At 45.2% G+C, this 13,025-nt stretch carries 14 protein-coding genes; 5 read left to right on the forward strand and 9 right to left on the reverse strand.

Features of this window, described 5'->3' with window-relative positions:
- Window positions 1–13: 13 nt before the first annotated feature.
- On the reverse strand, window positions 14–721 hold the full coding sequence (locus KJS63_RS12380; RefSeq protein WP_213619407.1) for a DUF4386 domain-containing protein: 708 nt from the start codon (window positions 719–721) through the stop codon (window positions 14–16).
- Window positions 722–816: 95 nt separating this feature from the next.
- On the opposite strand from KJS63_RS12380, the gene KJS63_RS12385 reads away from it, so the two are divergent.
- A complete protein-coding gene (locus KJS63_RS12385; protein ID WP_213619408.1) occupies window positions 817–1,686 on the forward strand; it encodes a helix-turn-helix transcriptional regulator in 870 nt (289 codons plus the stop codon).
- A 162-nt stretch (window positions 1,687–1,848) separates the two neighbouring features.
- Here the strand turns inward: KJS63_RS12385 and KJS63_RS12390 are convergent, their stop codons facing one another.
- A complete protein-coding gene (locus tag KJS63_RS12390; RefSeq protein ID WP_213619409.1) occupies window positions 1,849–2,481 on the reverse strand; it encodes a type 1 glutamine amidotransferase family protein in 633 nt (210 codons plus the stop codon).
- A 169-nt stretch (window positions 2,482–2,650) separates the two neighbouring features.
- Entirely contained in the window at window positions 2,651–3,094 is a 444-nt protein-coding gene (locus KJS63_RS12395; protein ID WP_213619410.1) for an Rrf2 family transcriptional regulator, read from the reverse strand.
- Window positions 3,095–3,298: 204 nt separating this feature from the next.
- Between KJS63_RS12395 and KJS63_RS12400 the strand changes: the two genes are divergently transcribed.
- On the forward strand, window positions 3,299–4,480 hold the full coding sequence (locus KJS63_RS12400; protein WP_213619593.1) for an MFS transporter: 1,182 nt from the start codon (window positions 3,299–3,301) through the stop codon (window positions 4,478–4,480).
- 224 nt (window positions 4,481–4,704) lie between these two features.
- Here the strand turns inward: KJS63_RS12400 and KJS63_RS12405 are convergent, their stop codons facing one another.
- Entirely contained in the window at window positions 4,705–5,391 is a 687-nt protein-coding gene (locus KJS63_RS12405) for a TetR/AcrR family transcriptional regulator (protein ID WP_213619594.1), read from the reverse strand.
- A 135-nt stretch (window positions 5,392–5,526) separates the two neighbouring features.
- Here KJS63_RS12405 and KJS63_RS12410 point away from each other — a divergent pair, with 135 nt between their 5' ends.
- Entirely contained in the window at window positions 5,527–6,879 is a 1,353-nt protein-coding gene (locus KJS63_RS12410; protein WP_213619411.1) for an MATE family efflux transporter, read from the forward strand.
- Between the two features lie 147 nt (window positions 6,880–7,026).
- On the opposite strand, the gene KJS63_RS12415 is transcribed toward KJS63_RS12410, so the two are convergent.
- From KJS63_RS12415 to KJS63_RS12425, 3 genes are all read right to left on the reverse strand, one after another.
- The gene (locus KJS63_RS12415) at window positions 7,027–7,728 is read right to left on the reverse strand and encodes an aspartate/glutamate racemase family protein (protein ID WP_213619412.1); all 702 of its coding nucleotides are present in this window, start codon (window positions 7,726–7,728) and stop codon (window positions 7,027–7,029) included.
- 180 nt (window positions 7,729–7,908) lie between these two features.
- Entirely contained in the window at window positions 7,909–8,799 is an 891-nt protein-coding gene (locus tag KJS63_RS12420) for a Vgb family protein (RefSeq protein WP_213619413.1), read from the reverse strand.
- Window positions 8,800–8,847: 48 nt separating this feature from the next.
- Window positions 8,848–9,615, reverse strand: a complete 768-nt coding sequence (locus tag KJS63_RS12425) for a GNAT family N-acetyltransferase (protein ID WP_213619414.1) — start codon at window positions 9,613–9,615, stop codon at window positions 8,848–8,850.
- A 269-nt stretch (window positions 9,616–9,884) separates the two neighbouring features.
- Here KJS63_RS12425 and KJS63_RS12430 point away from each other — a divergent pair, with 269 nt between their 5' ends.
- Window positions 9,885–10,625: a class I SAM-dependent methyltransferase gene (locus tag KJS63_RS12430; protein WP_213619415.1), complete on the forward strand. Its 741-nt coding sequence runs from the start codon at window positions 9,885–9,887 to the stop codon at window positions 10,623–10,625.
- A gap of 100 nt (window positions 10,626–10,725) precedes the next feature.
- Here the strand turns inward: KJS63_RS12430 and KJS63_RS12435 are convergent, their stop codons facing one another.
- The gene (locus KJS63_RS12435) at window positions 10,726–11,631 is read right to left on the reverse strand and encodes a helix-turn-helix domain-containing protein (RefSeq protein WP_213619416.1); all 906 of its coding nucleotides are present in this window, start codon (window positions 11,629–11,631) and stop codon (window positions 10,726–10,728) included.
- 159 nt (window positions 11,632–11,790) lie between these two features.
- Here KJS63_RS12435 and KJS63_RS12440 point away from each other — a divergent pair, with 159 nt between their 5' ends.
- Window positions 11,791–12,216: an exosporium protein C gene (locus KJS63_RS12440; RefSeq protein WP_213619417.1), complete on the forward strand. Its 426-nt coding sequence runs from the start codon at window positions 11,791–11,793 to the stop codon at window positions 12,214–12,216.
- 174 nt (window positions 12,217–12,390) lie between these two features.
- On the opposite strand, the gene KJS63_RS12445 is transcribed toward KJS63_RS12440, so the two are convergent.
- Window positions 12,391–12,975, reverse strand: coding sequence for a TetR/AcrR family transcriptional regulator (locus tag KJS63_RS12445; protein WP_213619418.1), 585 nt, complete (start codon window positions 12,973–12,975; stop codon window positions 12,391–12,393).
- Window positions 12,976–13,025 lie beyond the last annotated feature (50 nt).

Raw genomic sequence — 13,025 nt, forward strand, 5'->3', positions numbered from 1 at the left:
GAAGAGCTATATACTAAGAGGCTGTCTCTACTCTCGACTTTGCAAGGTTCTCCTTATTAAACCCCTTCGCAATTAACCAGACTGCCAGGCTCATCTCATAAACGCCCACGGGCAGCGCCATCAATCCTTTTACCGTCGAATAGGTTCCGATGACCCCGAACATTTGCAGCAATCCAGCTATAAATACCATAACAGCTGTAGCCATTCCGAATATCGCTAACGGTTTAGGCACATAGCCTGTTCGATAAAGCAAATAACTATACAGACTAGTATTTATGCCCAACATGAAATTTGGCCCCAACATAGCTGTCCAGCGGTAAATCGTTTGCAGCAACAGCCCTATAGGCTCGAGATTAGTTTTTCCCGTTAGGTTAGCCGCTTCATTATACGAACTAAGTTGTAATAAACCCAATATACTTACGACCCCAATCGCAATAAAAACAGCTTCCATAAATCGAAAACAAAGATACCCTAACGCAATATGCTCATTCCAATGCCTTACGTAAGGAAACAGCATGACTGCTGTACCAACAGCCGTCACCACAAGCAAGAGGTCATTTAGTACACCGATTAAGACCTTTGTTTCCGATCCATTTGCCACAGCTCCCTGCCAATGTTCTGACAAAACGGGCCCATACAAAACTACCGCTATAATTGACGTCACTGCAGCAAGGATATAAAAAATCCCCAGTATTCTTGCATTCCTTCGGTCTTGCATCATCTTTTTATTCCTCCCAAGACATTAAGTTTTTTGCTGATGACGTATGGTATACTTGGAACAAAATGACCGGTAAACACTTGATACAAGGAGTAATCATGGACCATAACCAAATCATCGAAAGTGCCTTGATCCATATCGAGGACCATTTACACCAGCCCTTAACGGTAGAATCCGTCGCCGCTTCCTTCAACATGTCTAAATACTATTTTCACCGGCTGTTTTCTGCTATGATGGGCTGTTCGTTAAACCAATACATCCTTTCCAGAAGATTGAATGCATCCTTAACCTTCATCCAAAACAAAAACAGGTCCCTAACCGATATTGCTTATCAGCTCAACTTCGGTACCCAAGCCTCATTCACCAGAGCCTTCAAACGACAATACGGCGTGACTCCAAGTTCTTTAGTAACAGGAATTACATCTATTTCTCCTACCCCCATACCTGGAGTAGTGAAAAGACCCATTAAAAATATTAATGGGGATATCGTTACGGATTTCACCCTGACTGAATTCAAAGAGACCCGAATCAGCGGGATCGCCTTTGAGGTGAATATTGCCGATGATGATTACAAAGAGCAGATTCGCGCACATTCACAAATGCTGTTGAGTCAAATTGATGAAACCATAAGCGGGCCGGGTTATGTCATTTATTCCAACTGTCAGCCCGGTTCAACCCGGTTCAAGGTTCTGTTCGGAATCCCAAGCAGCCTTGAAATTGATCAACCTTATTATTTCACGGTTGATGTGCCGCAGACTTTTTGTGCCAGGTTCAACTATTATGGTGAACTGCTAGACATTGGTGATGTGTTGAAAAGCGACTATGCCCGATTTTTAAAGATCTCCAGACAGGAAACGGCGGAAACTGATATTGAACTCATACAAGCTTTTGATGACGTCCACCATCTGGATTCGACCTATCATATCTATGCACCGATCAAAAAGCTCCCTGCCGATTCTGACTTGTAAGATCGCGGATTGCCTATCATTCTATCTGCCCCTTTCTTTTCTGAATTTGATCATTTCTTTTCTGTAAATAAAATAACATAACCGGTTTCACCCGACTTTCCACATCTTGCTGTAATTTAGGAAACAAAAAATGCACCCCTCTCTTGAGGTGCATCCTGGTAATCAGCTATGGATGGAGCTCATTAACTCGAAGAAGTACTTGGGTTCATGAGTCTGATAAAGATAGAACCATGCCTGCAAAGTTTCTGGTGCAAATACATCCAGCACCTTCAACACATGCATCGCAAATTCCAACGGAGCTATGCCTGATGCGGTAATTAAATTCCCATCCGTTACCGCAGGCTCCATCTCATAATGCTTTTCTCCAATATAATTAGGGCACACCATCTTCAAATATTCCAGATCGTTGCTTGTATGCCTTCTTAAGTCCAGTAAACCCATCTTTGCAAGTCCCATGGTTGCCCCGCAAATCGCCGCAACAACAGTGCCTTCTTCTAAAGCTTGGGAGGCTTTATTTAATATAGGCTCGTGAATGCCTTCCAGCCAGGTCTCTCCGCCCGGAAGAATTAGAACATCAGTACCTCTCAATACACACTCATCAATAGAAATGCAGGGTAATATTTTCAACCCGCCCATTGTAGTCACCGGATTTTTATCAACGCCTACGGTAACTACCTCTAAAGGCGCTAACCCTTTTCTAAAATACCTTCCCGAGTTGAGTTCTGCGGTTAAATATCCTGTCTCCCAGTCTGCCATAGTATCAAATACATAAAGATATACTTTTTTTGTATCCATCACACACACTCCTTGTTTAATTGACTAATTGATCTCCTCTATTGTAAAAAACCTTTACTGACATCTTCAGTCAGTAAAGGCTGGGTGATCTTTTTATATTTTTATCGGTGCATTGTTCATTTGAGCCTCAAGTGATCCGTGCCGACCAAGTAAACGAAGCCTATACTATTCATTGCTTATAATCCTGCGACTCTACTATTCCACTCTTAAGCAGCTGATCAATTGTAATACCCGATAACTCGTTCTCCATCGTTGTTTGGACTTTCGTGTGTACCTTATCCAGTAGATACGGCATTTTACTTCCTACCGGACAAGCCGGGTTTGTATCTTGATGAATCATAAAAATTTGCTGACTATCTTCCTCGGTAGCACGATACACATCCAGTAGCGTAATTTGCTTTGCCTCTCTGGCAAGGCTTATCGCTGCATTTGCTCCAAGCGTAGAGATAATGAGACCCGCTTTAGTAAGTTTTCTCATGATTCTTCTAATAACCGCAGAATTAGCGTTCACACTCAAAGCAAGTAATTCGGACGTGGTACGGCCCGCTTTATTAAATTCAAGAAAGCATAATATATGAACGGCTACAGAGAACTGTTGGCTTCGGTTTGCCATTTTGCAAGGTCCTTCTTTCTTTATAGAGCTTATTTGTAGTGTATTGATTTTCGCTAAGCAAATCAAATTGAAAATAAGTAGTTGCGAAATCGACTTGACTTTCTTATTAGAACGTATTACTTTAAACAGTAACAGTTGCTGATACTATTACTATTATGAGGAGTGAATTACATGCACTATCGTGTTAATGGGGTTGAAAATAGAATGTTCAAATTAACTGCTTTATTTTTCCTCATCATGTTTGTTATCGGTACGGATACATTTTTGATTTCTCCGCTAATCCCCACTCTTCAGAACTTGTTTCATATCCCGACCGAATATTCCGGTTGGATGGTGGGGGCTTATGCTTTAGGTTATGCCATTTTTGCACTGATTGCTGGACCGCTTTCCGATGGATGGGATCGAAAAAAAGTAATGCTAGCCGGCATGGTCTGCTTCTCGGTTTCAACCATGTTATGCGGTTTTGCTACAGGTTTTTGGTCGATGTTCTTATTCCGTTTTTTGGCTGGAGTCAGCGCAGCATTTACGGCGCCTCAAGTCTGGGCCTCAATCCCTGCTCTGTTTCCAACACCAAAAATCGCTAAAGTATCAGGAATCGTCATGGCAGGCTTGGCTGCATCCCAAGCGTTCGGCATCCCTCTTGGAAGTCTGCTAGCCTCAACCCATTGGTATTATCCTTTTTTTACAATCGGTGCATGTGCATTATTGGTAGCGGTATTCATCTTCTATGCTTTGCCTGAAATGAAACCGAATCAAGGCCAAAATACCAAATCTCCGATTTTCAGTAGATACATCCCACTATTGAATAGCCAAATGGCGAGAAGGGCTTTCCTCGCTCATTTTTTATTTCAATGCGGATTCTTTGCTGCCTTTTCTTTTATTGGAAAATGGGTGACGGATCGCTTTCATCTTTCAATTGATCAAGCGGGGTACGTGATGTTTTTTCTTGGTCTCGGGAATATAGTCGGGAGCTTCGGCGGTGCCTATGTGATCAAAACATTAAACCGTTTCAATACGCTGGTTGTGGGCTTTCTTGTCTCTATCGCATGTTTTATTGTTTTGCCTCACTTGAAATCGGTTGCGGCCTTCGAAGGGGTCTACTTTTTCATATTCGTTAACATGGGAATCGCATTTCCGCTGATATTAGGAATGTTGAATTCGTTAAATCCGACCATCCGCGGCACGATCTCCAGCTTGGCCAATTCAATCATGTACGCTGCGACAACGCTCGGTTCTTGGATCGCAGGCCTGATTTACGCGACGTTTAACGGCTTTTCTGCCGTAGGTATATTTGCGGCTATATGTTTTGCCGGTTCGTTGTTATCTTTTATAATCAGTGGTATTCTGACCAGTCACACGAAGACAAAGAAGGAGCTTGCATCATAAAATGCAATTCAACGACTAGCTTAAAGGGGATCGTCCGAAAAGACGGTCCCCTATTCGATTTAAGAGTCCGACTTTTGTTCGAAAGGCTCCGAGGACGATTACCTGTTCCCATCTCAGCAAGCGTTCATCTCTTAAGCAGCTTCGGCTATACCGTGGACCAACGGGTTCTGCCCATTTATCCCTCCCGGCAGATCGCCACAGTCGTGCAACTTTGTTTATATTTTCTACAACTCCTTCTCCTGCTCCATGATCACCTGCTCGGTCCCTAACAGAATCAGCTTCAAGCCGAACTCAAACGCTCTGTCGGTCCCCATCAACTCAAACAGGCCACTCTTGAACATCCTCCTGAACAAACCCGCTTCCGCATCGCTCATGGAGTCCAGCAGGCGGATCATCCCCTCACTCGGAAGCTCTATCTGCTCCTTAAGAATAACGGAGACGTTGCGCTGATGCTGATAATCGTCCAGAACGAAGTAATAGACATAGTTCACAAGGGTGACAACTACTTGCATTTTCTGTTCATGGTCAAGGGGGGTTGATTCTACGCAGAGCAGCATACGGTTGGTGAACCGGATGATATCCGGCTCATGGGGCAGCGTCATCATCATAAGCTGCGTAGAGCAGGGATACCGGCGGAGGACATTTCGCACCGTAACAGCCAGCTCTGTCAGCTGCTCCTTCCAGTCCCCATCAGAATCGAACTCCTCCAGGATGATCTCCGATACGTGGTTGGCAAGACGCTGATAGAGGTCCTGCTTGCTCTTAAAGTACCAATACAAAGAGGGAGCCTGAATCCCCAGCCGATCAGCCAGCCGCCTCATGCTGAACTTTTCAATCCCCTCCTCTCCAAGAAGCTCCCACGACGCCTCCAGAATCTTATCCTCTGAAATCTGAGGCTGCTGTTTTTTCATCATGATCCGTCCTTTTATCTAATAGTGTAAGTTTGTGCTTTACAAGTTTATAAGTCCATGATATCATCTAACACTGTAAGGTTCAAACTAACACCGTTAGACGGGCCGAAATTAAAACAGAAAGTGGTGATCCCTATGGATGCAGAAAACCTTCATTACTTTGAGAAAGCACCCATCGCCAAAGCTGTAGCTCACTTTGCCGTACCTATGATGTTAGGCACGTCAATGAGTGTCATTTATTCCATCCTGAATGCCTATTTCCTAGGCACCCTCCATAATACAGCCATGTTAACCGCACTCGCGCTAACCCTGCCGTTATTCGCGGTCATTATGGCGCTGGGCAACCTGATTGGTATCGGCGGCGGTACTTTCATCTCCCGGTTGTTAGGAGAGCAGAAATATGATGATGTAAAGCACGTATCTTCATTCGCCTTTTACAGCAGCTTAGTTCTCGGTCTTATCGTAATAGCGATCGGCCTCCCATTGATCGATCCTATCGTTCATGGACTGGGGGCAACGCCTGACTCCTTCGGATTTACGAAGGACTATGTCATGATCATGATTATAGGCTCGCCATTTGTTGTATTATTCTTTACGCTGGAGAATATCGTACGTTCGGAGGGTGCAGCAATGACCTCGATGACCGGCATGATTCTCAGTGTTGTCGTGAATATTATTCTCGATGCGATAGTCATCTTCGTGTTCCATTGGGGCGTAATCGGCGTTGCCTCTGCTACGGTCATTTCAAACCTGGCTGCGAGTGCATTCTACGCCTTCCATATGGGATATAAGAGCCAATTCTTAACGGTCTCCGCAAAATGGTTCAAGGCTACCAAGGACATTCTGGGCAATGTAATCAAAATTGGAGTCCCCGTCTTTATTATGAGTATCTTCTTGGGTGCAATGTCGCTTATCTTTAACCATTATCTTGTTGATTATGGGGATCAGGCCGTGGCGGCCTACGGAATTTCAACACGTTTATTGCAATTTCCTGAGTTTATTCTGATGGGGTTATGCGAGGGGGTCGTGCCGCTCATTGCCTTCTCTTTTACAGCAAATAAATTACGCATGAAGAGCACCATTGGATTTACGATAAAAGTGATAGTGGCGCTAGCTGTCTTGTTCGGCGTCATCGTCTACCTGATTTCTGACCACTTAATTGGTTTGTTTACGAATGACCCGAAATTAATTGAAATGGGCAGCTATATTCTGCATGTGACGTTCTTATCCTTGTTCATTACAGGAATGACCACGCTGTTTACAGGAATCTTCCAGGCCACAGCGCAAGGGACAGCCGCTTTTATTATGTCAGTTATCCAAGGGATTACTCTGATTCCTGTACTTTATATTGCCAATCGTATGAACGGCTTTCACGGGGTAGTCTGGTCACTCGTTATTGCGGATGCTGTCGCGTTCCTTGTTGGTGCGATCATGCTGTATGCTCTGCGGACCAAATTGCAGCCGGATTTGGAAAGTTTAGTACATTAGATAATATATCCATGCAAAAAGCAGGATAAGAGCTCTTCTTATCCTGCTTGGCTTCCTCAGCACACTTGGATTAGAGTGCTCCCGTAATTAATCCAAACCAAAATTACGAGGGCATTTTTCTTTAAAATAAACGGAACGCTTTCTTTCTTAGACCTCGTCTCCTAACGCAAAATCAACCGCTGCCTCAGCGTGTAGCCGTGTTGTATCATAAACCGGGATACTGCAGTCTTCTTGTGAGATGAGCATGGTGATTTCCGTACATCCGAGAATAACAGCTTCCGCTCCCTTTTGGATAAGACGGTCAATGATATCCAGATATTTTTTCTTGGAATGTTCATCTACAATGCCGAGACAGAGCTCCTGATAAATGATTTCGTGAATGACTGCCCGGTCGGCTTCATCCGGAACAACAACCTCAAGTCCAAACTGACTCTTAAGTCTACCCTTGTAGAATTCCTGCTCCATAGTAAAAGCAGTCCCAAGCAAGGCGACCTTCTTGATTTGGTCGCTAACAATTTTGGCTGCTGTTGCATCTGCAATATGAAGTAAAGGAATGGATACGGAGTTCCCCACTTCCGGCGCCATCTTGTGCATCGTATTGGTACATATGACTATGACATCAGCTCCGCCTGCTTCAAGCTTCTGTGCAGATTCAATCATGACCTTCGTCGCCTCTGCCCAGTTCCCTTGATCCTGGAGATCCTTGATTTCCTGGAAGTCTACGGAATACAGCAGGCTCTTTGCCGAGTGGTGTCCACCTCTCCTTTCTTTAACCCTCTCATTGATGATTTGGTAATAGAGCATGGATGACTCCCAACTCATACCGCCTATAAGTCCAATTGTTTTCACTACCTGCTCACACCCCGTCCTTTTTATCTTATTTTGGCATAAGTATATCGTGTTTGTAAAAAGACGGACTTCTCCTTAGAAAGACACCCAATCGGGTGTCTTCGCTGAACTGCTTTTCTAGAATCTTCTTTTTTCAGGAAAATATGCAAGCGAAGCAGCCTGGGGCATCGGCTCATACTGTTATGAAGAGATAATGAGGCGCCCAATTTGGTTGCACTCTTCAGCGAACCAAATTTCGCCGTCTGCAGCAATCGCTATACCATGAGGCTCTGCGTGTTCCGTGGGGATTGAATACTCTGTAATCATTCCTTGAACCGTAATTCGCCCGATCTTGTTGCCACCCCATTCTGTGAACCAAAGATCCTCATTTTCCCCGCAAATGATAGCGTGAGGCTTGGCATTCGGTGTCGGTATCATAAATTCGGTTACTTCGCCTGAAGTTGTCATTTTTCCGATTTTATTGCCCATAATCTGCACAAACCATAATGCCCCGTCAGGGCCGCTCGTAATACCTACAGGGCCGGAATTCTGTGTTGGAATCGGAAATTCCGTTATATCCCCTTCGGGGGTGATTCTCCCAATCGAATTCCCCTGATTCTGTGTAAACCATAACGCCCCATCTGAGCCGGGAACAATGAATGAAGGGAATGTATTTGAGCTAGGCAGCTCAAACTCGGTCATCTCCCCAGATACGGTTAACCTTCCGATTCTGCCGCTATTCATTTCTGTAAACCAAATTGCACCTTCCTTATCTTCCGTTATGCCGAAAGGAGCTGAATTTGTGATAGGAAGTTCATATTCTGTAAAATAGCCATCCAGCGACATTCTCCCGATTTTATTGGCCTGATACTCCGTGAACCACAAGTCGCCGGCCCGGCCCGATATAATCGTCATAACTCCTGCATTCTCTGTCGGTGGAGAGTAAGAAGTTATCTCGCCTGCAGCGTTTATCCGCCCGATTCGATTGCCCCGTTGTGCCGTAAACCACATGGCACCGTCTTTTCCCCTCGTTATTCCGTATGGCCCTGAGTCTTGCGTTTTGACTATATATTCATGGATCATCACTGTCATATATGTTACCTCCCAGGAGAAAAATCACTACCATTTGTTATTTAATGATCACGGGGACATACACGGGTAAGAATAACCCAAGAAGACAAAGCCCTTCTGTTCCAAGATCGGACGCGACATCGGACTTGCCTCTACCATCAGCATCCGGTAGCCGTGATTCCAAGCATGCTGAGCCCGTGCGGCGAGGAGGGCCTTATAGTGTCCCTGACCTCGGAGAAGTTCTAAAGTGGCGCCTCCCCATAAGCTGCAAAACGAGGTTCCCTCATGAAAATACATCCAAGCCGCCGATACCGTCTGCCCCTCATGTTCAGCAACGAATATTGCAAGCTGTTCAGGAGTGGAGGAGAGCTCCTCTTTTAACCGTTTACCCAATTCCTGATGAGATTCTTCCCAGACGGAATCTTCTAGAGCTATAATTCCATCAATCTTACTACTGTCCGTAACTCGGCGGATCGATGACGGAATAGGAAGCCGAAGCAGTTCATGGTCAGGCTGCAGCTCCAGGATCAAGAGAGCCTCCGCTTCCCCGGGATTAAATCCTCTGGCGATAAGGCGGTCCTTCAAGTCGTGCGGACGATCGAAATCGTAAACTTTCCACTCGAATTTCATTCCTTGCTGCCGAAAATAACGAAGTTGATCCTCAATCGCCTCATCCGCGTTCCGATCGTCTAGCTCTGAATAGATGATACAATTATCAATGCCATCTATAGACAAGGATCGGATAATAGGACCCGCAAACTCCTTGCGTACTCCCGGATAATCAGCCTCTATCCGCTGCTCTTTGTTGAAGAGCTTAATCAAATCGGCTTTTCTCAAATGGCATACCCCTACCTTTCGCAATATCATAACAGGTCCAGCTTATTAGCTGCTGGTAGGAAAGGCAAACGAAATTTCTACTATAACCAAACTGTAGAGGGGGCGGCATGTCTATCGCGTGACTAGTGACACCACGTGGATAATTCTGGTGGATTTATTCTTGGAGTAACGATATATTGGGGGAAGGTTGCTAGGCGGAGTATTGCGGTAAAGCCTAAGTCGGACTATACTTTCAGGCTCATATTATACATTTTGTGGAGGGCGTCGGTATGAACAAAAGTACTATTCATAAAACAAACAGCTTTTATTGGGATACGCAAGGAAATGACTTTTTAAGAGCAATCGTGCTTCCTCTCTATGGAGCATATATCTCAGAAGAAAAGTGCCAACTTTTTGGTGATGTCTCCGGGAAAAAACTGCTGGAGATCGGCTGTGGAAACGGTCATTCCTTGCAATATCAAGGGGAACGCAAAGCATCTGAGCTATGGGCTGTGGATATATCAGAAAAGCAACTGGAAAAAGCAGCACAGCATTTGAAGGCATGCGGCCTTTCAGCAAAATTGATCTGCTCTCCCATGGAAGAAGAATGCGGCATACCCGTAGATTATTTTGACTTTGTATATTCGATTTATGCTATAGGCTGGACCACCGACCTTGAGGGTACTTTTGGCCGAATCGCTTCTTACCTAAAAAAAGACGGTGTGTTTATCTTCAGTTGGTCTCACCCTATACACAGATGTGTTGCCTCGGAAAACAATAAGTTTGTTTTTCAGAAAAGTTATTTCGATGAATCCTGGTGTTCTCTATCCCTTGATGAAGGTGAACTAACCTTATCGGATCGTAAACTATCAACCTATGTAAATGCGCTGGCCAAAGCGGGATTTGTAATTGAGCAAATGATTGAGCAATCTGATGATGAAATTATACAATTGCGGAACGATAACAGCGATTTAGCAAAAAGAGCACAGATGATTCCTGTAACTTTTGTAATCAAAGCAAGAAAACTATAGAGTTATCCAGAAGGTCCTCCGGTTCACCAAAATATCTGCAGAGGCAAGTTTAAAGGCCTTCCTTCGGAAGGCCCTGTGCCCTAAAATATCTCATTCACAACTAGATTTTCTTTCTAACCGGCCGTAACACGGCATAACCATACCCTTCCGGGAAATGCCTCTGGTAATCTTGTCCGATCTCCTCATTCCATTCATACCCCATTTCTTTGGGGTCGAATTTCGCTGCAGCTTCTTCCACGGCGCCCATCACAGCCCCATTATCCTTCAGATAATCGAATGGCGGATGGAAAAAGACCAAATACTCCGACTCAGGGATATCCCTGCATTCCATTCCCGCTGGAATGGTTCCATCGTACTCCGATGGAACGAGGATTCCATACAAGTACCCCTTCTGACCATTCTGATAAAACCACCCCGCCGTCTGACCGAGCTGGCCGGGCAGCACGTGGTTCGACATACTCTCCAACGTACCACTAACTTCATCACAATTGTGGCCATGGTTCCAGAAGTCCCCATAGTTTTGCACAGAAATGTCCCAGATCCCGATGAATTTGTGGGCCGGAATGAACTCGACCTTGGTCTCAACCGGCTTCAAGTGTACATTGCTCATCTTTTCGCGCTCCTTGATCCCATAATGATAAGGCGAGAATACTTCCTGACGAATAGCCAGCTTAATAGGTCGGGGCGCTTTCCGGTAGGCTGTTGGAGTAAGCTGAAAAGCTTTGCTGAATGCTCGTGTAAACGCCTCTTGCGATGAAAATCCGTACTTTACGGCAATATCCAGAACCCGCTGGTCCGTGTCACGGAGCTCCAGAGCGGCACGGCTGATTCTCCGGGTCCAGACATAATCGCGTAATGTCATTCCAGTTAATTGATTGAACTGTCTGGAACAATAATAGGGGGAATACCCTAATTGCTCCGACATTTTTAATAGAGACTTGCTCTCTGTTATGTTAGCCTCCACCCAATCCACCATAAGCTGCACCATTTCGTTCCATTCGTACATGGAAGTGCTCCCTCCTTTCCACTAAATCATATCACCAGCGAATGCGGCATATTTGATTCCAGTTGCATATCAAAGGCTAGATGTAATCATCTTAAATGTGCCCAATCATTCCCTTTATCTCCTACATAAATTGGAGCATTAAAAAAAGGAGTTGATCTTGTGGTACGTATCCTTGATAAAGCGGCCGTCCAGTCGCTTAGTCGCTTCAACCCGGCCAAATCGTTTACGATCCGGCGTTCCCCACAAAAATCTGGCATAGCATCGATCCCGATACAGATTCCAGCAAATTCTCAACCGAACCGGGTAGATTTGGTGGCAACCGTTGGTGTCAGAGGCATCACAGGGATTGGGCAAATCCGCTTTAGGGTCTTCCGCGGGAATACAGAAATTTTCAACACCCAGCAAGGGATCGAATCTAAAGGTTCCGAGCAAAATTATACAATTACCTTCCAAGCTGAAGATAGAAATGTAAAAGCAGGTACTCATTCTTACACAGTCACCGCAGAAAACCGTACTGCAAATACAAGAGTAGATGTTGTAGGACCTATATCCTTTGGTGGATTAGCTGTTAAAACCAGAAACTAACAGCTCTTCATAACGAGCTCAGGGTGTCGCTTACCACGAGTGGATCTACGCTAACAAAAACAACCATCGACGACGAAGGTCAGCAATGGTTGTTTTTTTGTATTGAGAAGCTGCGGTTTACCCTTTGTACCCTTTGATTATATCAATCCATCCCCGCGAAATGAATATCGTCCATTACCTGTGTTGATTGTCCGGAGCGAGCTGATTCTCCAAGAGCAGCTCCGCCGCCCTCCGGAAATACTCCGGATCAAGCTCGGACTTATCCACGTATCTCTTCATGACGAATCCCTCATACAACATCCGCAGCTGCACAGTCAGCTCCTCAGGCTGTCGTGCCCCGCCTTCCCTTGCAAGCTCTTGAACCCGAGACCAGAAGCTCCTCTGAATGCCCAGCAATTTGACGTGGGCGGGGTGTTCCGGATCCGGGAATTCAACCGCCGCGTTCAAGAACGGACACCCCCGGTAATCCGGCGTCCCCATCTGTTCGGTCACATCGTGAATGAGAGCGTCGAGCTGTTCCTTAGGGGAGTTTGGATACAGCTGCCTCAGTTTTTCCAGTTTCTCTACTTTTAGTTCATCCCTGGATTCGAGATAAGCAACCATCAGATCATCTTTCGTTGCGAAACTCCGATAGAAACTTGCCTTGGCAACGCCGGATTCCTTGATAATCCGATCGATCCCAACCGCCCGGATTCCCTCCATGTAAAACAATTCCGAAGCAACCCGCAGTATACGATCTCTAGCCGATTCTTTATTCATCTTCAATCCCCATCTCTGTAGGCTTGGAAAAAAGTGTATTGACACAAGAC

Origin of the sequence: Paenibacillus sp. J22TS3, assembly GCF_018403205.1 — a bacterium.
GTDB lineage: Bacteria > Bacillota > Bacilli > Paenibacillales > Paenibacillaceae > Fontibacillus > Fontibacillus tuaregi.